The sequence below is a fragment of the Xanthomonas fragariae genome (genome assembly GCF_017603965.1).
In the GTDB taxonomy this organism is placed as follows: domain Bacteria; phylum Pseudomonadota; class Gammaproteobacteria; order Xanthomonadales; family Xanthomonadaceae; genus Xanthomonas; species Xanthomonas fragariae_A.
The window spans coordinates 3,757,633-3,781,418 of sequence record NZ_CP071955.1; the positions used below are offsets into that span (position 1 = coordinate 3,757,633).

Consider the following 23,786-nt stretch of genomic DNA (forward strand, 5'->3'; position numbering starts at 1 on the left):
GGGTAAAGCACACAGGAAGCAGAACACCATGCATACGTAACAGACTCACTGCACTCCCCCGTCGTTGGACAACACACCACTTTCGATCACCGATGACCTGAGCCGAGTCCAAAACCGACTGCCGGCAACGGTGAGGTTTGTGCACTCATCAAGCGCGCGCATGTAGTGGCTTTCAAACCATATCCGCTGCATGTCTCGGCGATCCATGGCCGCCTTATCAAGCCTGCGTGTGCGTGCAAGATGCTGCTGGAAGAGTAGGACATTTCCCGCCGCATGCGCACCGATGATCACCCGCCCCATCGTTTCATAACTTCGCTTGAGTGGTGAGTAGAAGGCTGCTTCCTGGTTTTCTCGCAGCAACGCGGCCACCATCAGGAACGCGGCCACGTATTGTCTGGAGGCTTCCTGCACAATTAGCTCCGCGCACTGCACCGGATCGTCCGGCGGATCAAGAGCGAGCAGACCGGGAAAGGCACTGCTGCCGTGTGCTCTTGCGTCATTCAGCCCTGGCCCTGCAAGCAGTAGATAGCCGGCTAGACCACCCCGCACCCACTGAAGATGTTCGTCGCTGACCCTAGCCAGCAGGACATGCGCCGCTTCGATGCGCCGCACCACGGTCTCCATCGCTGTCTCATCCACCACCTGGGGCAAGGGTTTCAACTCCTGATCGGGCCATGGAAAGCCATGCGAGGCATTTCTCACCCCTGTCCGGACGATATAGAACCGCTGGTCATTCCCGATACGACCCACGGGCCAGGCCCGCTGAACGCCTTCGTCCTTACAGGGCGTCCAACCGCCTGCATATGCTTGGAACACATGATGACTGCGTGCATCCTGCACGACCAGCGTTCGCCCGTCGGCGAACATGGACACAGAACCTTCCACCTCCATCAAGCAGCCATCTAGGAACACCCGCCCGGCACCAGCCAGCTGCGCGCTGAAGCTGCCCTGCTGTCCGCAGGCGAATGATGCAATAGCCCACTGCAATGCGCCGATCGCGCTCTGCCCAGCCGACTCCACAAGCCCGATTTCGGGCCGCCACGTCACGGCTTCTGGCGGGTCGAGCGCATCAAGGGCTTCAGCCAACTCGTCTTGCCCAGTCCTACGCAGGCTCGCCGATAGGCGAACACGCGAGGCCGCTAGCCGGGTGCCTGCCAAGACACCGATGATCTCCGGAGCGTTTGATGCGGTGGAACAGGCGAAATCCTCCGCCAGCAAACTCAATTCATCCATGTGCCCTACCTTCCTCGTACGGATCAACCGCTTTGATAGTGGGTCGGCGGTGCATCAGCGACTGGCGAACAAAGAAGGTCGCCAGCCACTTTTCACCCGCCAGCACAGGCGCGCCGGCGTGGAGCGTCAATGAGGATGGATCGGGGTTTGGGTAACCAAAATAAAGGGCCGATCCGCATTGCGGCACGACGTCGATCTCAACATCGGAGAACACGGTGGTGCCCCCCGCCTGTGGGGTATTGAGGTAGAGCAACATGCTGCCGATGCGATTGCCGCCCTGCTGGAGCAGCGCCTCGGTAGCAGATAGCCCGATGTCGAAGTAGTCGTGATGCGGCACGAAGTCAGCCCCGGCACCATAGCGCACCACTTGGATGTGTTCGAGGTTATCCACCGGCCATTCCAGCAGCGCCGCGATCCGCCGCTCGATGGCTGCCACAAGCGATGATTCTCCGGGAGTGATGAAAGTGCTTTGGCTGGTTCGGGTGTAGCTGGCAATAGCGCTGCCGGCCTTGTCCCCCGTGTTGATGATCTGCGAACGGGCCAGGCGCGGTCGGGCTAGGGCCTGTTAACACTAGTGATCTGAGCGAGTAAACTGTCTGGCATGGAGATCACGCCAGAACAATTTTCCCTAATCCAACACTGCCTGCCGGCGCAGCGCGGCAATGTCAGCATGACCAACCTGCAAGTGGTCAACGCCATCCTTTACGTTGCTGAGCATGGCTGCAAATGGCGCGGCCTGCCCACGCGCTTTGGCAACTGGCATACGGTGTACACGCGTATGAACCGTTGGGCCAAGGCGGGGGTGCTGGACCGGATGTTTGCCCAATTGCAGAAGTCCCAGATCGTGCGCATCAAAATCGAAGCGGTCTCGCTGGACTCCACCAGCGTCAAGGTGCATCCCGATGGCACAGGTGCATTAAAAAAAACGGCCCGCAGGCCATCGGCAAATCCCGCAGTGGATGGAACACCAAGATTCATATGGTTGCCGCAGATGCTCGAACAGCCATCACGTTTGGATTGACGCCTGGCAATGCGCATGACGCACCTGCAGGCCGCACGTTGCTTGAACATCTGGGGCCAGTGAAGCGGCCGATTCATCTCCTGATGGACCGCGCTTACGAAGGCAACGAAACCCGCCAACTGGCGCTTGATCTTGGCTTCGTGCCGGTGGTTCCGCCGAAGTCCAACCGGGTCGAGCTTTCGGAATACAACCGGGAGATGTACAAGCGACGCAACGAAGTGGAGAGACTGTTCCGTCGTCTGAAAGGTTACCGCCGGGTTTTCTCACGATTCGAGAAGCTCGACGTCATGTTCCTCGGATTTCTCAGCTTTGTCCTGATCGTTGATAGGCTTCGTATGTGTTAACAGGCCCTAGTAGCGAGCCATACGAGAATTTTGGTCTTACTGCAATGCTGGCACCATTGCCCAGCATGAGGGTTCCTCGAAAGTCAGACGCGATGTCCAGCCACTGTTGAATAGCGTAGGTCATAGATACCAGTCCATTGGAGAATTTTGCACATCAATTTTAGCTTACGCTAAGTCCGACATCCGCATCTGGCAAGCATGGAAACGAGAAACGGTAAGACTAGGCCCGTGGCAGGCGAGCTGCCTAGCTAAACACCGGACCAGCCACGCCCCACGCTCATTGGCTCAACAGCTTGCTCTTTTGAGCGTCGAACTCGACTTGGGTCAAGACGCCTTGCTCCTTCAGCTTCAGAAGCTTCGCCAGCTCGTCGGCGACCGATAGGGGTTTTGCGATAGGGGCCGGTGCATCTGCGGGCTCCTCTACCGCGTTGACGACCTGAGTCGCCGTGGGGCGGTAATCACGTTCGACGGTGAACGCAAGTGCAGAGTCGCTGCGCATCACTTCGAGCTGATAGGTCGGTGTCTTGGTCGCTTTTTCCAAGCAGCCCAAGAAATCACTTTCGGTCTTAAACTTCTTTCCGGCCACTGAAGTAATGACGTCTCCTGCCTTGACGCCCGCGCGGTCCGCAGCTGCACCCGGCGTCACCTCTCTCACCACGTAGCCCGCGTGCCCGCCGCGTGGAGCCACTTGCCCTAAGACTCCTAGCATGGCGTGGTTAGGGAAGGTCGTTCCTGCGGGAAACGAGCCTCCAGCGCTGATCAGGAAGTTCATGATGCCGTTATGGAAATCAGCCCCGGAGAAAGGAGCACGCTGCATCTGGCCGAATGCCATCTGGGTTTCCAGCCAACCCGAGACTTGGACGCGTGATACTCCGGAAATCTCACTGACGTTGAAGCGGAAGAAACGCCGCGGGGGTGTGGAGTAGCTGTTCCCGAGCAGCATCTGCCCCATGATGGACTGGCCAGTGCTCAGGGGCGACTCGCAAACAACTTCTGTATCGCTGCTGCTTACGACCGTCCACTGGACGTCCATACATTTGCTCGACAAGCGCGAAACCGCCACTGACGCCTTGCCTGAGAACACCGCCTCCGGCGTACCGCTGGGAGTCACAGCGAGCATCTGGGAACCAGCCGCAGTGAACGGCAGGACGATGGAACCCAGCAGAAATATCAGCCTGTAAATGGTCATGTGCGCTCCCCCTAGAGCATTAGACGTTAAGCATCCCCGCAATAGTAGCCGGTTTAACTAAAACTACACAGGTCGGGGGCGGCCCGCCGACACGCTCTTGTAGACCGAAGCAAACAGCCAGGCCCGGGAAACTGAACGGTGGGGAGCGGGGTAACGCCAAGCAGCTGCGCCAGCGCGCTGGCCGGTGTGAAGTACAACCCGGTAACCCGGACAACACTGCAATACTGGATCGCGAGGACGTTGAGCTTGACGTCCGGGGAATGGTGACTTACTTCTTCCGATAAGTGCTTAGGCGGTGAAATGAACAATCTAAGCAATCCCCCTACTTCAATCCAAGACTACGCCAAGCGAACTGCGGGAACCTTGAATGCTGCGGGTGTGCTCGCCAGCCGGCTTAGTCTGCCAGCTGGGTTGCCCAATAAATATATGGTGGCATGGACGCTGCTCAGGGTCTCATTCGATCATGCTGCGAGCATCAATTCGCTCCTCTATCACCATGGCATCGAACTGTCCGGATCAGCATTTGCACTACTCAGGCCAATGAATGAGGCACGGCGAATTCAACTCTGATTCGCAACGCTGTTAAGAATCTCCTCGAAGAAGACTTCGAGGGGCGTTTTGAATCCGAGTATCTTGCGCGGACGATTGTAGAGCCGCTGCTCGATCCATCGTAGGTGCGCATCGGCGATGGTGCTGAAATCGGTCTGTCGTGGCAAGTACTGGCGCGTCAACCCGTTGGCATTTTCGTTGCTGCCTCGCTGCCATGCGCAGTACGGATCTGCAAAGTAGAAATCACTCTGCAAGCAGGCTGCAATGAGCCGATGATCAACAAACTCCTTGCCATTGTCGGCGGTGAGGGTGTGCACCGTGTGGCGTAGGCGGCCCAGGCGCTGGACGATGGCGTTGCGTACGTTCTCGGCGGTGCCGTCAGGCGAGTAAGCCAGCAGATGCAGGCGACTGCGGCGTTCGGTCATGCTGACCACCACGGCTTTTCCGTGTGAGGCCCTGATGGTATCCAGCTCCCAGTCACCGATGCGGCTGCGTTGCTCCACCACGCTTGGGCGCTGTGTCCAGCTGCGTCGATGTGTCAGCTGCCCGCGGCCATCGCGCACGCCCCGCCGCCGGCGCTTGCGGCGGCGTTTACGTAGATGCGTGAACAACCGACCACCGCGTTTCTGGTCGGCGTAGATGTGCCGATAGATCCATTCGCGACTGGCAAGGCCGGTGCGACCGGCAATCTGTTCCGGGCTGAAGTCCTCGCCCAGCAACAGCTCGATCCGGGCGATGCGCTCAGCGTCGATGCGTGGACGCCGGCTGGCCCGTGTGCGCCGATGCTCGCTGATGCGCTGCGCGTGATCGGGCAGATACTGCCGAGCGTGCCGGTGACGGCGCAGTTCGCGGCTGATCGTGCTGGGCGTGCGCTCCAACGCATCGGCGATGGCGCGCATCGACATCCCGGTTTCATATAACGCATGCAAACGGTATCGTTCTGACAGGTCCAGGCGGCTGGATGGCATGAGCAACTCCACTTGGCGGTGAAGTCGCTCAGGTCAGCTCGCCTGGACCACGTCACAACCGTTGGTGTTGCGAATCAGAGTTGAAGCCGCCTTCCCTTTCAGAGGCACAGCGCTGGTGGAGACAGCACCATGCTTGCCCTACAAGGCTTGCAAGCCGAACAGAAAGCGGATGGATGGGCTCGCTTGATGCCAGGAGGTGATTGCTTGGCCGCGGCTTGGCGACAATAGGGCCATAGCAAATTGGCCGACGACCGCGTTCCTGCGTATTAGAAGTGCATATCCATCCAGAGGATTGAATAGGGCCGCGCCGATGGCCTCAGATGCTCTCGCAAGCAGAAAGAGCCTTGCGGCCCTTTCTGTGCAGCAGTGATATGTCGAGCGCGGCTTACGTTCCCGCAGAGCAGGAAGTCATGTGCTCGACGACAGCTGTCACCACACCATCCGCATCTTTGACAGTTGTTTTCCATTTGAAGCTTGCCGCAGGCTTGGTGCTTGAAGCATCGCAGTAATACGTAGGGGTGACCACGTTATCAACCGCCTTTGTAAACGAGTTTGTCTTACTACCGCACGTCCAAGTCGAAGGACAGCTGACGGGAACAGTCACCACAGTGACCGGAAACCGTGGATGGCCCTGAAGTGTGACTGGCACCGGGAACCGAACCCGAAACTTGCCAGAGGCTGTGAGGATGGACGCAATCTTGAAGGGCAAGCATGTGGTCTCACCTGCCTTAAATGTCCTATAACCCTTTTCAACGCCACGCATGGCAGCAGCACGAAAAACCGAATTTCGGAGGGCTGTCGAGTCGTCAGCATTGCTATGAAAGCCCACTTCGATAAGAGCCGTCGGCATTGATGCCTCTCGGACCTCACCGTAGTTAGCACCATCTCTAACGCCTGGTCGAATTGGATATGTGGAGTAAGCGGGAAGCTGTCGAATTTGCTCGGTGACGTAGCAGTGGATATTCAACCCAAGCTGATTTGAATCAGCGTCGTTTATGTTGGCGATGACGGTTGCGCCACGCGCGGAAACATTGTCACTAGCATCGGTATGTAGCGAAATCAACGTCTCAGCATTGAGATAATTTGCGTATTCCGGCCTAGCCCGAATGTCATCGTCGTATTCGCGAAGGTTAGCCCTGTCCGGCTGTTTCCGCGAAAGAGAGCCATTTGGAAATTTATTCCAAATGGTTGCACCTAAGGCAGGGTAGAGCCGCTTTAAGTAGTAACGGGCCCCGAGTGCAGCCCAAGCCAAGCCGCTCTCGGGGTCCACGTTGGTGTTGCCTATATCGCGCGTGTGCTTGATGCTGGTTGCAGTGTTGGCACTTCGCTCCGTCAGCAGACTTGCAAGCATTGAGGAATAGCCTGGCGTGACGGTATCTTCATAGATATCAGTGGTCCCAACGTAGGGCGTCGGGCGTTGATAGCGCCATGTTTCGTCGGAGTGGTTGAGATATTTCCCATGCCCTGGATTTAGAACAACCAACCCCGCTACAGGAGCAGCGGCAGCACTTGTGCTCGCCCCTGCTCTTTTCTTCTTCAAGTGCTCCGGTGGATAGATTTCATTGATCTCCTTGCCGCCGATGCGCACCTTGATGTAACGAAACTTCACCACCCCCGCTATCAGCTCATAGCCTTCGTTTTCAATATCTCTAACCAGAGCACCGAAATCCTCCGTAAAGACCGGAGCATCCTTTGGCAAATAGCCGGAATCGAGGTCAATCCACACTATCCCCGTCACAGGGTCTGGAGTGGCCTTCACCAGTACTTGCTTGGCCTGGGTTGGCAAGCGCTTTTGTTGGTCAACAAACCTTTGCAGCGCTGGCTCGATTTCTTTAGCGACAGCTCGACTACTCTGAGCAGTGAGTGCAGGAACATCCGAACTCACCCCCGCTTGCGCATAAGCACCTGCGCTAAACATACAGCTCAGCACAGTTCCCACCACACACATCACCAACTTCTTTCCATATCTTGCGCGCATCATGGACCTTCCATTTTTCCTGTCTTTCTGACCTCCAAACGAGAGGCCGTCGTTCCCCCCTGCTCCTTCAAATTTCCCAGGAATGACAAGCCGTGCGCACATTTGTGAGCACGCCGATGCAACCAGGAATCGATACGTGCCCCGCTCCATCCATCATCCCTGTTCGAGTCTGATGGACAAGCGGCGGACTAAAAATTTTGTCGCAAGCAACTGACGAAACACGATATCTAATAGGCCCAAGGCCGGAGCATAACTCAGTTTGAGGCGCCTTGGATGGTCACTAGCCGCTGCCCAGGCGCGCGATCTCTACCCTAGATACTCTGGTTGCCGGCTTGACGCTGCTCAAGCGTCCCGCGAGGTGAGCGACCATCGGTCCCGCGTCCGGCAGAATCAGATTGTGCTTCGGAAGCTTCTTAACCCATAGGTTTCACACCCCTTGGGTTGTCAGGAAAGTCTGAGCCTGTCGTTGTCCACGATTGATGGGCATTGAATAACCCATTGAAGCTGGCTCAGCTGAAGCCGGGCGCTCATTGTTCGGCCTGGTCTTCGTAGGCACCCCGATTCCAAGACCGGTAACGCCAGGGAACAACATCCTCAAGGAACGCGATTCGCGGGCTCGGTAGTGTGCCCAGCGATGCACAGCTGCTCTTCAGGCGCTCCGCGTGAGCCTGCGGCACGAACAGCCAGGGCTTAACGGACCACCCCGCTGGCACGCCGCTGTCCCGCACCAGCGCTGCCGTTACCCCTTCCCAGTGCTCGTTCCAAGCTCTCAGCCGACCGAGCAACGAGGGCGCTCTAGCCGCATAGGTGATTTCGCACAGGTAGGCGGCCTGCTCTTTGAAGCTCACGGCGACCGCATCGCAATACCAATGCGGGCCGCTGGTATCCGGGTTGGCGCCTTCATTGAGCTGGATGCAGCACTGGCTGTTAACGAACAGCGCGCGATCCGCTCGGAGGTAATCGAGCACCACGCCTTCGAAGTGATCCATGTTAGTTAACTCCTACTTTCAGCCGAATTCTCGAATGAGATAATACTAACAATCAAACATGCCATTTAAGAATGGTACACCTTAAAAACTAACATATCAGCTTATTTAGTTAGCTTATTTGCATTAAACAGTACAGTAATGACAGGGCGAATCGCTTGGCGTCTTCGGCCTCCATGCCGCCGTATTTGGCCCGCCATTGGTAGAAGCTGGCCGGGCTGAAGCCGTGCTGGCGTGACAACTCGGCAACGGCCATGCCCGCGTCGGCTTGCTTGATGAATCCGATGATCTGCTCGGTGGAGAATCTGCTTTTCTTCATGTCCGTCCTCTTGGGTAACGGACTTTACAGCTTCAACTGGTACGGCTCAGTGGTAGCAGGTCACACGCAGCCAGGCGTGTCTGGCGATCCAAGGTTCGCCAGATCCACCGTGACGCGAAAACGCCTTTACGAATCACGACTCCCCAATCCCCGCCCCTCACCGCTTTACATCGAACCGCGCATCCCCCACACAGGCCTGCACATCGGCCACCGACAGCGGATTGAAATCGCCGGGAATCGAGTGCTTCAAACAGCCGGCGGCCAGCCCGAAGCGCACCGTGTCATCCAGCGACCAGCCTTCGATCAGGCCATGCAGCACGCCGGCTGCGAACGCGTCGCCGCCACCGATGCGGTCGATGATCGGGGTCAATTCTTCGCTTGGCGCACGGGCCACGTCGCCGTCGCGCGGCACCAGCATCGCGCCTAGGCTGTGATGGTCCACGTTATGCGCTACGCGTTGCGTGCAAGCCATCAACTGCAGGTGCGGAAACGCAGCAAACGCCTGCTGCGCAGCCGCTTGCACACGCGCTTGCAACGTGTCCTGCGCAAACTCGCCACCGAGCACTACGCCGATGTCGCGGTAATCGGCAAACACCACATCCGCACAGGCGAATAACCGATGCAGGATGCCGCGCGCATCGCCCTGCCAGCGTTGCCATAGCGTGGGCCGGTAGTTGCCGTCGAACGAGACCTTGACCCCGGCGGCACGTGCCGCGCGCGCTGCGGCCAGCGTGGCCTGCGCAACCTCGGCGCCCAGCGCCGGGCTGACCCCGGACAGATGCAGCCATTGCACGCCCCGCAGCAGGCTCGGCCAGGCGTAGGCATCGGCCGGCGCCAACGCAAACGCCGAACCGGCGCGGTCGTAAACCACCTCGCTGGGCCGGTGGATAGCACCGGTGGTCAAAAAATACAGACCCATGCGGCCATCCACTCGCCGCACATGCCGGGTGTCCACCTCGTGCCGACGCAGTTCGCCCAGCACTGCTGCACCCAGCGGGTTGTCGGCCACCGTGCTCACCATGGCCACCTCGTGGCCGAAATGCGCCAGCGACACGCCGACATTGGCCTCGGCCCCGCCGCAATGCACCTCCAGTCGAGGCTGCTGCAATAGCAGCTCGTGAGCAGGCGCCCCCAGGCGAAGCAACAACTCTCCAAAGCACAGGATTCGGGCACGACGCATGCGGCAATTACCTCAAGTGTGAGTGCGTGGACGGGTGGCGACACCGGAACATGCCAGGATGACCATCGGTGTCATTTTAGCGGGCACTGAATGCCGGTGGATAGGGTCATGATGCGACGTAGGGGTGACCGCGTGTTCCCATTTGTGCAGATTTGGTGACGTTTTCTGCTGCGCTGCAAGATGTTGAACGGCGATTCAGCTGATAATGTCGTTTTGACTAGCGGTGTCATTACGACTCACGTCCCGCCATTTCACATTGTTCATGGACCCCTGGGAGGGGAGGACATGCAAGTTCGCATCATCAACCGGAAGACACCGGTTACCTTGCTTGCACTGTCGATCGGCCTGGCGCCGAGCGGCCATGTCGCTGCGCAAGATGCCGCCCAATTGCCCGCCGAGCCCGTCGTGGACCTGGACACCGTCACGGTGACCGGTTACCGCGCCTCGGTGGAAAAAGCTCTGGACATCAAGCGCGGCCAAGCCGGCGTGGTCGATGCCATCGTCGCCGAGGACATCGGCAAGTTCCCCGACCTCAATCTGGCCGAATCGCTGCAGCGCATCCCCGGCGTGGTGATCACCCGGGAGGCCGGCGAAGGCCGCGCCATTTCGGTGCGTGGCCTGGGCCCGGAATTCACCCGCGTGCGCATCAACGGCATGGAAGCGTTGACCACCGTCGGTGCCAGCGACCAGAGCGGCGGTACCAACCGCGGCCGTGGCTTCGACTTCAACGTGTTCGCCTCGGATCTGTTCTCGCAGCTGATCGTGCGCAAGACCGCCTCGGCCGATGTGGAAGAAGGCTCGCTCGGAGCCACTGTCGACCTGCGCACCGCGCGTGCGTTCGACTACAACGGTTTTACCTTCGCCGCCAGCGGCCAAGCCGCCTACAACGCGATGGCCGAGCGCGCCAACCCGCGCGTGGCCGCGTTGATCGCCAACACCTGGGCCGACAACACCTTCGGCGCCTTGCTGTCGGTGGCCTACACCGAGCGCGAAGTGCTGGAAGAAGGCTCCAATACCGGCCGGTGGGCCAATGGCCCCAGCAACGGTAATTTCAGCGACGCCTCGCCGTTCGCCGCCGCGCGCTCTGCCGATGTCTATCACCCGCGCTTCCCGCGTTACACTCAGCAGATCCACGACCAGCAGCGTCTGGGCGTTACCGGCTCGCTGCAGTGGAAGCCCACCGATCGCACCACGGTGTCGCTGGACGCGCTGTATTCCAAGATCGACGCCACGCGCGACGAGCACTACATCGAGGCGATCTCGTTCAGCCGTAATCGCGATGGGCTTACCCCGCGCCAGCCGGCGCGCGACGGCAAGCCGGCCACCATCGTGCGCAATGGCGAGATCCGCAACAATGCGCTGGTCTACGGCGAATTCGACAATGTCGATATTCGTTCCGAGAACCGCCACGACGAGTGGACTACCGAGTTCAAGCAGATCAGCCTGGATCTGGAGCATCGCTTCAACGATGCCTTCAGCATCTCCGGCCGTGTCGGTACCTCGCGTTCGGCGCACGAGAACCCGGTGCAGACCACCATCATCATGGACAAGTACGACGTCGACGGGTACAGCTACGACTACCGCGGCAACAACCGCGCGCCGGTGCTGAACTACGGCATCGACCCGACCGATGCCGCAGGTTGGGAGCTGTCCGAAATCCGCCTGCGTCCGCAGTCGGTGGACAACGATTTCGACACCGGCCAGATCGACTTCAACTGGAACATCGGCCCCGGCTTCCGCCTCAAGGGCGGGGTGCTGGCCAAGAATTACACCTTCAGCACCGTGGAGCTGCGCCGATCCAATGAACTGGCTGTGCCGAGCTTCGCCAATGGCACCACGATCGTCCCGCAGGATCTGACCGAACAGGCCGGGCTCAAGAGCATCAATGGCAGCCCCGCCAACTGGGTGGTGCCCAATCTGGACGCGGTGGCCGACCTGTTCGGCATCTACAGCAACAGCGGCACCTTCGCTGTGGCATCGCGCGTCAACAACAGCCGCAGCGTCGAAGAAAAAGATCGTGGCGTCTGGGTGATGGGCGAGTTCTCCACCGACCTGGGCTCGCTGCCGCTGTCGGGGAACGTCGGCGTGCGCTACGTGCGCACCGAGCAGGCATCCACCGGCTATGCGTTGATCAACAACCTACCGGAACAGACCACCGTCGGCCGCAAGTACGACAACACCCTGCCCTCGTTCAACCTGGTCGCCGAGCTCACCCCGGACCTGCTGTTGCGTCTTGGCGCAGCCAAGGTGATGTCGCGCCCCGGTCTGGGCAGCCTGACCCCGGGCGTGACCGTCGCCGTCGCCGGCGGTGCGCGCACCGTGGCCGGCGGTAACCCGAATCTCAACCCGATCCAAGCCACCAACGTCGACCTCGGCCTGGAGTGGTACTTCAACGAAGGCGCCATGCTCGGTGTCGGTCTGTTCTACAAGGACATCGAAAGCTTCATCCAGACCGCGCGCGAAGTGCGTCCGTATTCCAGCAGCGGCCTGCCGGCCTCGTTGCTGGAGGGCACCGGTGCCACCGTCAACGACGACTTCACCTTCAGCATCCCGCTCAATACACCGGGAGGCGAATTGAAGGGCATGGAAGCCAACTACGTGCAGCCGTTTACATTCCTGCCGGGCAAGTGGGCCAACCTGGGCGCGCAGCTCAACTACACCTGGGTCGATTCGCAGATCCAGTACCTGGCCAGCAACGGCACGCCGGTGATGAAGAACGATCTGCTCGGGCTGTCGCGCTCGTCGTGGAATGCCACGCTGTTCTACGAAGGCGAAACCTTCGCAGGGCGTGTGTCGGCGACCAACCGCGACGATTACCTGACCCAGGCGCCGGGTGCGGAAACCGGCTTCAATGTGGACGGTGTGCATGGCATGACCGGCACCACCATCCTCGACGCCTCGCTGCGTTACAAGATCAGCAAGCAGCTGGAGCTCAGTCTGGAAGGCATCAACCTCACCAACGAGGCCTCCGAGGAATGGGTGTGGTCGCCGAGCACCGGCCAGCTGCCGCTGCAATACGCCGCAACCGGCCGCCAGTATCTGCTGGGCCTGCGTTACAAGTTCTAACCGTCGTCTGCCGCGACGCACACGCGCAGCGGCCTTTGCCAACGCTTGATCGCATACTGCACAAAGCGCTCGCCAGACGTGCATGCATGCAACGCGATGGGCGCGATTTCGTTCGCGCCGGTGGCCTGTCGGGAGGCTGAGCGCGTCATTGCAGCCAATACCATGGAGTAAGCGCATCATGCATGTCCCCTTGCGTCGTCCGGTCGGTGTGGCGGCCGCTCGCTTGCCTGTTGTGGGTTTGTCGGTGGCCATCGTATTGGCGCCGCACGCGACCGGTGCCGCTGCGCAGACCGCTCCCGCACCAACCACCGATGTGGTGGATATGGACCGCGTGCAGGTGCAGGCCACCTATCGCCAAAGCCTGCAGCAATCGCTCGATGCCAAGCGCTACAGCGTGGAGCAGGTCGATGCGATCCATGCCGAAGACATCGGCAAGTTTCCCGATCTGAATCTGGCCGAATCGATGCAGCGCATCGCCGGCGTGTCGATCGACCGCGAAGGCGGCGAGGGCAAGCAGATCTCCGTGCGCGGCCTTGGTTCGGACTTCACCCGCGTGCGCATCAATGGGCTCGAAGCGCTCGCCACCACCGGCAGCAGCGGTAGCGATGGCGTCAACCGCAGCCGCGGCTTCGACTTCAACATCTTCGCCTCGGAGTTGTTCAGCCGCGTCACCATCAGCAAAACGCAGTCCGCGCAGATGGACGAAGGTTCGCTCGGCGCAACGGTGGACCTGCGCGGCTCGCGTCCGTTCGACTTCGATGGCTTCGAAGCGGCCGCTTCCACGCAATACGGTTACAACGATCTATCGCGCGAAAAAGATCCGCGCTTTTCCGGCTTGCTCAGCAACATCTGGGCCGATGGTCGCGTCGGCGCGCTGATGTCGGTGGCTTACAGCGAACGCCACCTGCACGAAGAAGGCTACAACCCGGTGCGCTGGGAGCACGGCAACTACCGCAACTCCAACCAGGGTAACGCAACCAACAACGGCACCTACGGCTTCTGCTCGCCGGTGGGCTACAACCCGCAGACACCGCGCAACCCGTTGTCCAACGAAACGCGCGCTGGCGTCGGCTCGCAGGCCGATCAGGACCGCAACAACGGCTGGGGCAGCTACGGCATCAGTGCCACCACCTGCGGCACCGGTATCGCCCGCCCGGCCAACACGCCGGAAAACATCCAGGCCTACGAAACCGCCACCGATGCATGGATTCCGCGTTATCCGCGCTACATCCGCACCGATTACCGAATCGAGCGGCTCGGCGTGACCGGCGCGCTGCAATTCAAGGTCAGCGACGACACGTTGCTCAACGTCGACATGTTGTATTCCAAACTGGACAAAGACCAGCGCGAAGACTCGGTCGGCGCCAATCTGCACCGTACCGCCAACATCGGCGGCAAGACGCAGATCGTCGTGCGCGAGGCGCAGGTGGACGACCAGAACCGCCTGGTCTATGGCGTGTTCGACAACGTCGACTACCGCACCGAATCCAGCAGCATCGAAGAATCCACCGAGTTCAAGCAATTCAGTCTGGACCTGCAGCACCGCGTCAACGACCAGGTACGCGTCAATGCACTGGTCGGCCACTCAACCTCCGATTACCAGCGGCCGGTATTTTCGCTGGTGAGTTTCGACAACACCAATCTGGACGGCTTCGTACTCGATCGGCGCAGTGGTGGCGATTACCCCAGCATGACGTTTCCGTTCGATGCGACCGACCCCAACAACTGGCAGTGGCTGGGCTATGGCGCGGTGCCGGTCAACAGCAACGGTACTGCGCGCGGCACCAATATCAGCGAGGTGCGGCTCAACCCGCAGTCGGTGAGCAACACCTTCGACACCGCCAAGGTAGATCTGGAATTCAACATCACTCCCACTTTCACCTTTCGCACCGGGCTGGCCTACAAGAACTACGACATGGACACCTCGGAGGCGCGCAATATTTCCTACGGGCGACTGGCGCAGGCATTGCCGGTCGGCGTGGGCGTGGGCGACCTGAGCACCAAGCTGGATGGCTTTGGCCGCAGTTTGAACGGCAATGTCCCCACCACATGGGTGATTCCTGATTTCCAGAAAGTCGCCGACCTGCTCAATATCAATTGCAACTGCGATACCGGCCTGCCCGGTGGCGATTACCGCCTGGCCGATGTCGGCCACTTCGGCTCGTCCAACAACAACTTCGCCGTCAACGAAAAGAGCCTGGGCACCTATCTGCAGCTGGACTTCAACACCGACCTGTGGGGCCGCGCGCTGCGTGGCAACCTGGGCGTGCGCTATGTGCAGACGCAAATCGCCGCCAGCGGTTATGCACCGTGCACGGCGACCATTGCCGGCGCGATTTCGTCTGAGTGTGAATCGTTCTTCGGTGTGGCCAGCGCTACCGCCGCCGCCGGCGAGCGCCTGCTGGTGCCCACCACGGTCAACCACCATTACCGCGACATCCTGCCTTCGTTGAATCTGTCGTGGGATGTCAGCGATGAGGTGGTAGTGCGCTTGGGTGCGGCCAAGACCATGGCGCGCCCGACGCTTGCGTATCTGTCGCCCAGCGTCAGTGGCGGGCCCACCCAGTTCTTCGACGACGGGCGCTTTTTTTCGATCAATCTGGGCAACCCCAAGCTCGACCCGTTCCGCTCCACCAACTACGATTTCAGCGCCGAATGGTATTTTCGCGAAGGCTCGCTGTTGTCGGCGGCGGTGTTCTACAAGGACATCGACAGCTACGTGCAGCGCACCCGCGTGCTCACCACCTGGGAGGCGATGGGCTATTCGCTGGATCTGCTGCCCGCAGGTTTCACTCCGGAAACCATCTTCAATATGCAGAGCTACTTCAACACGCCCGGCGGCCCGCTCAAGGGCTTCGAGCTGACCTACCAGCAGGCATTCGATTTTCTGCCCGGTCTCTGGCGTAACTTCGGGGTGCAGCTCAACTACACCCAGGTCGATTCCAAGATCGATTACCTGTTCAGTACCGCAGGCAACAACAACACCAGCATCACCACCACCACCACCGAACGCGACCTGCTCAATCTCTCGCCGCATTCTTACAACGCTACCGTCTATTACGACGACGGGCGCTTCAGTGCGCGCGTGTCGACCAGTTATCGCGATGGCTACATCAACAACATCCTCGCCCAGGAAGACGTCTACGACCTGGATGGCGCACGGCTTGCCACCGCCGATGTGACCGGCAAATACAGCGTGGAAAACGTGGATTTCAATATGTCCTACAAGCTCAACGACCACCTATCTCTGACGTTGGAGGCAATCAACCTGCTCGACACCGCCGACCGCCGCTACGTCGATTCCACGCTGCAACTGCCCGACAAGTACACCGTCACCGGGCGTCAGTACTACATCGGCGCGCGCTACAAATTTTGACCGGGAGAACAGCATGCAACCGCATCGCAGAACCGTGTTACGTCAATTGGCAGCAAACTCCTTGCTCACTGTGCTGGGGCTGTGCAGTCCCGTCGCCCTTGCGGCCGACCCGGTCTATACCGTGGCCAAGCAGGGCAGCGCCGCTTATCGCACCGTGCAGGCGGCGATCGATGCCGCAGTGCAGGGCGGTAAGCGCGCGCAGATCAACATCGGCGCTGGCGTGTATCATGAGTTGGTGGTCTTGCCCGCCACCGCACCCGCGTTGAAGCTCATCGGCGCCGGCGCCACGCAAACCGTCATTACCTACGACAACTACGCTGCGCGCATCGATCCGCGTACCGGCAAGGAATACGGAACCTCCGGCTCGTCCAGCGTCATCATCGCCGGCAACGATTTCACTGCCGAGCAGCTGAGCTTGGGCAACCACGCAGGCCCGGTTGGGCAGGCCGTGGCGGTGCGTGTGGATGGCGATCGCGCCGCATTCCGCAATGTGCGCTTCCTTGGCTATCAAGACACGCTGTATCTGCGCGGCGCGAAGTTGTCGTACTTTCTCGACTGCTATGTCGAAGGCACGGTGGACTTTGTATTCGGCGCCGGCACGGCCTTGTTCGAAAACGTGCAGCTACATTCGCTGGGCAATAGCTACATCACCGCCGCTTCCACCCGGCAGGGAAGCGCACATGGCTTCGTATTCCGCAATGCGCGCGTCACTGCCGCCAGCGGCGTGTCGCGGGTGTTTCTAGGGCGCCCATGGCGGCCCTACGCCAGCGTGAGTTTCATCAACAGCCAGCTGGGCGCGCACATCGTCCCGGAAGGCTGGAACAACTGGGGCAACGCAGCCAATGAAGCAACCGCCCGCTTTAGCGAATACCAAAGCACCGGTGCCGGCGCCAACGCCTCGCGCCGCGTGCAGTGGTCGCGCCAGCTCAGTGCCGCGCAAGCCGCCGCGCTGGATCGCAACAGCATCCTCGGCAGCTGGAAGCCGTTCTGATGCTGCGTTCGCGCATGCTCGGTCTGTACACGCTCGCATTGGCTGGCGCTTTATTGCTGGCACCGCTGTCCGCATTGGCCGACAACATTGCCGACAACATGGTGTTGCTGCAGACCGCCTCCGGTGGCTGGTCCAAGCAATACAAAGGCGCCGCCGTCGATTACACCCGCACCTTCACCGCCGCCGAAATCGCCGAACTGCAGCAACCGGGGCGCAAGGACGACGCCACCATCGACAACAAGGCCACCACCTACGAAATCGGTTATCTCTCCACCCTTTACAAGACCGAAAAGAACGCCAAGTACGTGGCCGCTGCCAAGCGCGGCGTGGATTATCTATTCAAGGCGCAATATGCCAACGGCGGCTGGCCGCAATTCTATCCGGACCTGTCGTCCTACCATCACCAGATCACCTACAACGACGAGGCGATGGTGCGCGTGCTCAACCTGCTGCAGGACATCAGCCAGGGCAAGGGCGACACCGGCGCATTGCTGCGTGCCAGCCACGGTGCACGCGCACGTCGGGCAGTCAGGAAAGGCCTGAAATGCGTGCTCGCCACCCAGGTCAGGATCGGCGGCACGCTCACCATCTGGGGCGCGCAATACGACGAAGTCACGCTCACCCCGGACAAGGCACGTGCGTATGAGCTCGCTTCATTGGCATCCAGCGAGTCGGTCGGGGTCGTGCGCTTTCTGATGCGTCAGCACAACCCGTCTGCCAGGATCAAAAGGGCGGTGGACGCTGCGGCGCGTTGGTTCGACACCCACCGTATGCACGATCTGGCCACAAGGAAAGTCGACGACCCCACCCAGGAAACCGGCAAGGACGTGATTCTTGTCGCGCAACCGGGTGCGTCACTCTGGGCACGTTTCTACGACTTGCAGCATCAGCGTCCGCTCTACGCCAACCGCCAGGGCGTGGCCTTGACCGACTATATGAAAGTGCCCAACGAACGCCGCGTGGGCTATGCCTGGCACGGCATCTGGCCAGACAAGATATTGAAGGACGAGATTCCCACGTGGCGCACGGCCAACGGCCCGTAAGGCTGTCGTAGCCACCGCACCATACGTGCGGCGGCTGTTTTGGCTTTTGAATCGAACGAGGTGAGCGTGTCGACCTTTTGGATGGTTTTGCTGTGCATGACCGCGCTGCCGGTGGGCGCGGCCACCACCACTGCCCCGGAGCTGTTGTTCGGGGTGTCGGCCGACCGCGGCCTGGAGGCCGATGTCGCACGCGGCGACGGCGTGCCCAACTTCCGCGACAAGATCACCCTGGTGCCCAGCGGCAAACGCGGTAACGCCATCGAATGGGCCGACGACGGCGTGCTGTCGTGGAATGCGCCCGGTAACCTCTACACCCAACGCGGCACGCTCGCGTTCTTCTGGCGTTCGCGCTACCCGGTGGGTGAAGCACCGTTCGTGATCTTCCGCGTCGGCTACGCCGATCACACCAGCTGGGACATGGCTTGGCTGCGCATCGACTGGAACGGCCGCGGCTTCGACGCATTCGTCACCGACGCCAACCTCGCGCGCACGCGCGTCTCGTTCGAGCTCGACAAACCTCCTGCCGCCAGCGACTGGACCCACCTCGCCTTGGCCTGGGACGAAACCCGCGGCGTGCGTTTGTATGTCGATGGCAAGCAGGCCGCACGCGTGGAGTGCGGCCAGCCGTGCAGCAACGGCGGCGCGCTCGACTTCGACGCCGCACTGGATCAATTCGGCCTGGCCGGGCGCGTGATGTCGCCGCATCAAGTGCAGAGCCGCTACAACTTTCTGCGCGGCAGCGACTTCGACGAGATTCGCATCTACGACCGCATGCTCGACGCCAGCGGCGCCGCTGCACTCGCGCGCCTGCAAGAGCCGACCAGTGCCGAAGCTCCATCAATCGAGAGACAACACGCCGCGTTTGTGCATCGCTACGGCTGGGACAACGGCCACGCACCGCCAGCGCTGGAGGAAGACGTCACCAGCATCCGCAAGGTCGAATTCAACGATGCACGCGACCTCAAGCAATGGATGTGGAAGGCCACCGACGGCATCGCCGAAACCACCTGGCCCGGGGTCTACAACCGCTCGCGCCTGCCGGGCCGCAACGACTACTTCCAGCTGCCCGACTGGAACATCTATGTCGAAGGCGGCAAGGCACTGGACCTCAGCTTGCCCGATAAACACTTCAACCGCATCGAGCTACGCGGCGCCGCCTACGGCCAGGCCACCTATGCCGCACCCAACGCACAACCGCATCCGCTGTTCGCGCGCAAACCAGGCGTGGTGCGCAGCGTCCACCAATTCGCCGAGCGCCGCGGCGGCACGCTGCGCTTTGCCAACACCGCACAGGAAACTCCCCTCCAGGAAATCTGGGCCTACAACGTACAGCCCGGCACGGTGCCCACTGGCAGCGCGCAACTGCGCTACACCGTACGCAGCGACATCCAGCCCGATTACGACAACCTCGCCCCATTGCGCGCCACCATTGCCGGCCGCTACCCGCAAGGCGAGCGCCAGAGCGTGGTCGCGCTGCCCACCAAGGCGCCCGCGCGCAAGCGCCCCAGCGACAACAGCGCCGCCACCAGCGCGCAACGCCCCATCGTGCACATCCTGGTGCCGTCCAGCCTGGGTAACCCGCCGCCGGATCAGGCGCTGATGCGCAGCTGGTCCTACGGCTGGGAAAACATGCACGACGGCCTGGACGGCATCGCCATCACCCTGCCCGCGCTGAACCTGCCGGCCACCCACAACGGCACCATCCCGCTCAACATCCGCATCAAGGACCCTATCTGGCCCGCACGCGACATGATCGACGTGTCGGTGGCGGTCACACCCGGCCAGGCCCGCACGCTGTGGCTGGATCTGCGCGACAGAATCCTCAGCAACGACAGCCTGATGCTCGGCATCGCCGCCGCCGCGCCCGGCTTCGACGCCAACGCACTCGATGGCACCCAACTGCAGCTGGTGTTCAAACCGCGCGCCGAAGCGATCGAAGAGCACACGGCCGACCGCTTCAATCAGGTCAAGGACAACTGGGGGTTTCTGGTCGAAGAACACACCACCTCCAAGCGCCAACTGCTCTACAAGCGGCTGGATGCCGACATCACCGACCTGCTGCGCATGGACCCGGACCACGTGCTGGGCCGCCAGTACTGGAACGACATCAACTACGCCAACCAGGGCACGCTGCCCGTGAACATGCCCACCGTGCCCAAGGACGTACCGGCCTGGGCGTTCTGGCAGCTGGAAGACCTCAAGGCCACGCGTCGCTACATCCGCTGGTGGATCGACCAGCGCCAGGTGGCCTACGGCGATTTCGGCGGCGGCATTTCCGACGACTCGGATCTGGTGCAGCAATGGCCCGGCGTCGCCCTGATGGGCGTGGACCCGGACATGCTCAACGCCTCCATGCTGGCGCTGTCCGATGCCAACTACCGCAACGGCATGTTCACCAATGGCCTGTCCACCATCGAAACCGACGAACTGCATTCCTACGAAGAAGGCATCAACCTCAACAGCGCCCTGCTGTATCTCAACTGGGGCGACCCGCGCACCGTCGAGCGCCTGATGCAAACCGTCGAAGCCTTCGACACCATTATCCAAGTGAATCCGCAGGGGCACCTGCTATTCGCCAGCAACTGGTTCGGCGGCCGCAAGGTCTACCGCGAACCCAACTGGCAATGGCAAAAGCCCTACTCCTTCCCCATCGTGCACCCCGCCCTGCTGCTGGGCGGCTATAACGCCGACCCCACCAGCCGCCGCATCGTCACTGGGCTGGCAGACGGTTATCTCGCTCATGCCTACACCAATGCCAAGGGCAACTGGGCGCTACCCAACGAGATCAACTGGCAGACCGGCAACACCCGCGGCGGCGAACTGTTCGAAGGCAGCGGCGGCGCCGACACCTTGCACACCTTCTGGGCCGCCTACCGCTGGACCGGCGAGGCGCGTTATCTCAAACCGATTAACTACCGCGTCGCCAACAGCGGCCCCACTGGCCTGGCACTGCTCAACGAAAACGTCCTCGATGTCATGGGCAAGCGCAGCGCATGGAGCGGCAAGCTCATCGACGCAGTGAAAAAACAAGACGGCAGCACCCCGGATTTCCCGCACCATGTGGCCTGGGAACAGACCGGCAACCTCGATTATCTCGCCACCATTTACCGCGCCGAAGCCCGCGAGAAACTGCAAAACTTCTACATGAACACCGAAGGCCACTGGTGGAGCGACCGTGTCGAATCCCCCACCGTCAACCTGCAACGCGCCCGCTTGGGCGGCGTGGCCCTCAAGCGCAATCAAACCTACCCCGGCCACACCGTGAGCTGGCGCTTCAATGACCCGGAAGCCGCCACCCAAGTCGCCATCGCCATCCCCGCCCCACAGCAAGGGCGCTTCACCGTCATCGCCTACAACACCTCCCACAAGACCCAGCGCGCCAGTATGACCGGCTGGAACGTCGCCCCGGGCCAATGGCGCATCACCCAAGGCGTGGACCGCGATAACGATGGCAAGATCGACGGCGCAGGCAAAACGCATGAGGTGGCTTTCGAGAAAAGTGCCTCGCTAGATATCGAATTCCCCGCAGGCCGCACCACCCTCCTGCAACTCGAACGCATTGCCGAAGCCACCCCGGTGGAGCTGCGCCCGGATCTGGGTATCGGCTATGGCGATGTGCGCGTAACCGCCGATGCTATCGAAGTGACGGTGCATAGCCTCGGCCATGCCGATGCGCCGGCCGGGTTTGTGGTGCTGGAGGATGCGCGTGGGAGGGAGTTGGTGCGGGGGGCGTTTCCGGCACTAGCAGCCCCACGCGATCTGCACCCAATAACAACGCAGGTACGTCTGCCGCTATCCAATGCGGCAAACAAGCAAGCTGCGCAATTGCGCTTGATCATCGGGGGCGAGGTGGCAGAGATTACCGAACGCAACAATATGCTTCCACTATTGACGCCAACCAACGTGATAACGCCCCAAAAAACCCGTAATTCCGGCAAGCCTTAAGCCTTTCTCCCGCCTGCGGGAGAAGGTGCCCGAAGGGTGGATGAGGGAAAAGTAGACGGAGTTTTCGTCAGTTGCTCAAGCAGATTGACGCAGCCCCCAAACTCGGCGAGGATCAAATCGCGCTGTAGCTAATCAGCTGCTACTGGCAAAGCCGCACAAATTCTTCGGGGGGAGAAGCAATGTTGAGAAAAGCATGGAATATTGTAGCTTTCACCGCATCTGCACTATATTTAATCGTCTCTGAAAAACCCCAAAAGCCCAATCACCGCACCGCTTTGTTGGCTGCACACGTGCGACTGGCGGCTGAGAGTCGGGGCTAATCAGGTATATGAATCAAATCGCGCATCATGCGCTGCCAAGGGGAAGGAAATGGAAGTTTGGATCAAGTCACTCGAAGTCGAAATGCAGGTAAAGCAAAAAGGCATCGAGCTGGAGGTGCGCGGAAGAGACGGGAAAGACCAGCTGGGCGATTGCTATGCAACCATGACCGGCCTGGTCTGGTGTAAAGGAAGGGTCAAGAAGGAGAATGGAATTAAGGTTAGATGGGAAGATTTCATAGCGATTTGCGCCTCTGACGCAGCATTGAAGGCAGCTGTTAAAGCAGCTAAGGAAGCTAAAGGAAGCTAAAGGAACAAAAACGGGGACAGGTTCACTTAAGAAGTCAACCTGACACCGTTTTCCTGTCGATAAGTAAAGGACCCAAAATATGGTCACCGCTCTCGTTATCATTTCAATTCTTGCTGTAGCAATTGGCGTTCTTTCGCTTAGTCAAGCAACGATGGGGGTCGGCGTGATCGCCATAGGCTGTTTCATAGCAATTCTAGCTAGGCTCGCTCAAGCTTCCGAGCACCACAAGTCGCTTCTTATCCGCGACAAGGCCTAACCTAACCAAAAAACGGGGTCAGTTTACTTAAGAAGTCAACCTGCCCCGGTTTTCCTGCATACATTAGGGCGCACTCAGATGATCACGCGATCTATGGAAAAAATACGTGCCGATTACATCTCATCAATGGGAGAGGAGCTTGGTGCTAGCTTCTACGAGCTCTTCCGGAAATTGATCGAGCTTCACGTCCTTTGGCAGCAGTACCGCCAGCTGTTTGAAGATGACACTACGGTTCACTTGCTCAATCGAACCGCTCGCTTGTTCTTCAAGATCGTGCAAGACGAGCTTTGGGACAGTGTCTTGCTTGGGATTTCGCGGATGACAGATCCGACAGTAACAGGCAAGAAAAAGAACCTTACAATACAGTCATTGCCTCCGTTGATTATGGATACAGTGATGCGGGCTGAGGTTCAATCACTTTGCAACAAATCGTTGGAGTCAGCCGAATTTTCCCGCGAGCATCGCAACAAGCGCATTGCTCATCAAGATCACGACTACCTCAGCAATCGAGATTTGGATCCTCTTAATGGCATAAGCAGGGCTCGCGTGGAGCAGATGCTAGAGGCGTTGCGGGCTGTTCTAAACCGAATCGATTTACATTTCAGAGACAGCACTGTTATGTACGAGAAATTTGTGGATGCAAGCGGGGCTAGGACTCTGGTCAACAAACTGAGAAAGCTAGAACGGCTACAGGCTGGGGTCGCTTGAGTTGTCC

Annotated in this window: 16 protein-coding genes and 1 pseudogene; 9 read left to right on the forward strand and 8 right to left on the reverse strand. The window is 60.1% G+C overall.

Annotated elements, in window-relative coordinates:
* Nucleotides 1-45: 45 nt before the first annotated feature.
* Both J5I97_RS17980 and J5I97_RS17985 read right to left on the reverse strand, forming a co-directional pair.
* Nucleotides 46-1,233: an aKG-HExxH-type peptide beta-hydroxylase gene (locus tag J5I97_RS17980; protein WP_208587981.1), complete on the reverse strand. Its 1,188-nt coding sequence runs from the start codon at nt 1,231-1,233 to the stop codon at nt 46-48.
* Nucleotides 1,226-1,669, reverse strand: coding sequence for a prolyl hydroxylase family protein (locus J5I97_RS17985; RefSeq protein ID WP_208587983.1), 444 nt, complete (start codon nt 1,667-1,669; stop codon nt 1,226-1,228). The genes J5I97_RS17980 and J5I97_RS17985 overlap by 8 nt, the downstream gene beginning before the upstream one ends.
* A gap of 165 nt (nt 1,670-1,834) precedes the next feature.
* Between J5I97_RS17985 and J5I97_RS17990 the strand changes: the two genes are divergently transcribed.
* Nucleotides 1,835-2,598, forward strand: a protein-coding gene (locus J5I97_RS17990; protein ID WP_238135577.1) for an IS5 family transposase whose coding sequence is annotated in 2 segments (ribosomal slippage) — nt 1,835-2,150 and nt 2,150-2,598 — 765 coding nt in all. Because the reading frame shifts where the segments join, the coding sequence is not laid out codon by codon here.
* Between the two features lie 277 nt (nt 2,599-2,875).
* On the opposite strand, the gene J5I97_RS17995 is transcribed toward J5I97_RS17990, so the two are convergent.
* The 6 genes and pseudogenes from J5I97_RS17995 to J5I97_RS18020 form a co-directional block, all read right to left on the reverse strand.
* Nucleotides 2,876-3,787, reverse strand: a complete 912-nt coding sequence (locus J5I97_RS17995) for a PDZ domain-containing protein (protein ID WP_238135578.1) — start codon at nt 3,785-3,787, stop codon at nt 2,876-2,878.
* 560 nt (nt 3,788-4,347) lie between these two features.
* On the reverse strand, nt 4,348-5,304 hold the full coding sequence (locus J5I97_RS18000; protein ID WP_208587985.1) for an IS30 family transposase: 957 nt from the start codon (nt 5,302-5,304) through the stop codon (nt 4,348-4,350).
* A gap of 385 nt (nt 5,305-5,689) precedes the next feature.
* Nucleotides 5,690-7,285, reverse strand: a complete 1,596-nt coding sequence (locus J5I97_RS18005; RefSeq protein ID WP_208587987.1) for an N-acetylmuramoyl-L-alanine amidase — start codon at nt 7,283-7,285, stop codon at nt 5,690-5,692.
* A 524-nt stretch (nt 7,286-7,809) separates the two neighbouring features.
* Nucleotides 7,810-8,271, reverse strand: a complete 462-nt coding sequence (locus J5I97_RS18010; protein WP_208587989.1) for a hypothetical protein — start codon at nt 8,269-8,271, stop codon at nt 7,810-7,812.
* Between the two features lie 151 nt (nt 8,272-8,422).
* Nucleotides 8,423-8,587, reverse strand: a pseudogene (locus J5I97_RS18015) (transposase); the annotation flags it as partial.
* A 157-nt stretch (nt 8,588-8,744) separates the two neighbouring features.
* The gene (locus tag J5I97_RS18020) at nt 8,745-9,767 is read right to left on the reverse strand and encodes a sugar kinase (protein ID WP_208587991.1); all 1,023 of its coding nucleotides are present in this window, start codon (nt 9,765-9,767) and stop codon (nt 8,745-8,747) included.
* Nucleotides 9,768-10,052: 285 nt separating this feature from the next.
* Between J5I97_RS18020 and J5I97_RS18025 the strand changes: the two genes are divergently transcribed.
* The 8 genes from J5I97_RS18025 to J5I97_RS18060 all read left to right on the forward strand — a co-directional run bounded on the left by J5I97_RS18025 (nt 10,053) and on the right by J5I97_RS18060 (nt 23,779).
* Nucleotides 10,053-12,833 carry a TonB-dependent receptor gene (locus J5I97_RS18025; protein WP_208587993.1) on the forward strand — a complete coding sequence of 927 codons (2,781 nt, stop codon included), beginning with the start codon at nt 10,053-10,055 and terminating at the stop codon, nt 12,831-12,833.
* Nucleotides 12,834-13,011: 178 nt separating this feature from the next.
* Complete coding sequence (locus tag J5I97_RS18030) at nt 13,012-16,209, forward strand: TonB-dependent receptor (RefSeq protein ID WP_208587995.1); 3,198 nt, start codon at nt 13,012-13,014, stop codon at nt 16,207-16,209.
* A 13-nt stretch (nt 16,210-16,222) separates the two neighbouring features.
* On the forward strand, nt 16,223-17,200 hold the full coding sequence (locus J5I97_RS18035) for a pectinesterase family protein (RefSeq protein WP_208587996.1): 978 nt from the start codon (nt 16,223-16,225) through the stop codon (nt 17,198-17,200).
* The gene (gene pelA / locus J5I97_RS18040; RefSeq protein WP_208587997.1) at nt 17,200-18,243 is read left to right on the forward strand and encodes a pectate lyase; all 1,044 of its coding nucleotides are present in this window, start codon (nt 17,200-17,202) and stop codon (nt 18,241-18,243) included. The genes J5I97_RS18035 and pelA overlap by 1 nt, the downstream gene beginning before the upstream one ends.
* A gap of 81 nt (nt 18,244-18,324) precedes the next feature.
* Entirely contained in the window at nt 18,325-22,188 is a 3,864-nt protein-coding gene (locus J5I97_RS18045; protein WP_371885886.1) for a LamG-like jellyroll fold domain-containing protein, read from the forward strand.
* Between the two features lie 369 nt (nt 22,189-22,557).
* A complete protein-coding gene (locus tag J5I97_RS18050; protein WP_208587999.1) occupies nt 22,558-22,815 on the forward strand; it encodes a hypothetical protein in 258 nt (85 codons plus the stop codon).
* 79 nt (nt 22,816-22,894) lie between these two features.
* The gene (locus J5I97_RS18055) at nt 22,895-23,071 is read left to right on the forward strand and encodes a hypothetical protein (protein ID WP_208588000.1); all 177 of its coding nucleotides are present in this window, start codon (nt 22,895-22,897) and stop codon (nt 23,069-23,071) included.
* A 78-nt stretch (nt 23,072-23,149) separates the two neighbouring features.
* Nucleotides 23,150-23,779, forward strand: coding sequence for a hypothetical protein (locus J5I97_RS18060; protein ID WP_208588001.1), 630 nt, complete (start codon nt 23,150-23,152; stop codon nt 23,777-23,779).
* Nucleotides 23,780-23,786: the final 7 nt, after the last annotated feature.

Coding starts and splice junctions, on each gene's coding strand:
- J5I97_RS17980 (WP_208587981.1), bottom strand. CDS start 1,233: ATGGATGAATTGAGTTTGCTGGCGGAGGATTTCGCCTGTTCCACCGCA.
- J5I97_RS17995 (WP_238135578.1), bottom strand. CDS start 3,787: ATGACCATTTACAGGCTGATATTTCTGCTGGGTTCCATCGTCCTGCCG.
- J5I97_RS18000 (WP_208587985.1), bottom strand. CDS start 5,304: ATGCCATCCAGCCGCCTGGACCTGTCAGAACGATACCGTTTGCATGCG.
- J5I97_RS18005 (WP_208587987.1), bottom strand. CDS start 7,285: ATGATGCGCGCAAGATATGGAAAGAAGTTGGTGATGTGTGTGGTGGGA.
- J5I97_RS18010 (WP_208587989.1), bottom strand. CDS start 8,271: ATGGATCACTTCGAAGGCGTGGTGCTCGATTACCTCCGAGCGGATCGC.
- J5I97_RS18020 (WP_208587991.1), bottom strand. CDS start 9,767: ATGCGTCGTGCCCGAATCCTGTGCTTTGGAGAGTTGTTGCTTCGCCTG.
- J5I97_RS18025 (WP_208587993.1), top strand. CDS start 10,053: ATGCAAGTTCGCATCATCAACCGGAAGACACCGGTTACCTTGCTTGCA.
- J5I97_RS18030 (WP_208587995.1), top strand. CDS start 13,012: ATGCATGTCCCCTTGCGTCGTCCGGTCGGTGTGGCGGCCGCTCGCTTG.
- J5I97_RS18035 (WP_208587996.1), top strand. CDS start 16,223: ATGCAACCGCATCGCAGAACCGTGTTACGTCAATTGGCAGCAAACTCC.
- pelA (WP_208587997.1), top strand. CDS start 17,200: ATGCTGCGTTCGCGCATGCTCGGTCTGTACACGCTCGCATTGGCTGGC.
- J5I97_RS18045 (WP_371885886.1), top strand. CDS start 18,325: ATGGTTTTGCTGTGCATGACCGCGCTGCCGGTGGGCGCGGCCACCACC.
- J5I97_RS18050 (WP_208587999.1), top strand. CDS start 22,558: ATGGAAGTTTGGATCAAGTCACTCGAAGTCGAAATGCAGGTAAAGCAA.
- J5I97_RS18055 (WP_208588000.1), top strand. CDS start 22,895: ATGGTCACCGCTCTCGTTATCATTTCAATTCTTGCTGTAGCAATTGGC.
- J5I97_RS18060 (WP_208588001.1), top strand. CDS start 23,150: ATGATCACGCGATCTATGGAAAAAATACGTGCCGATTACATCTCATCA.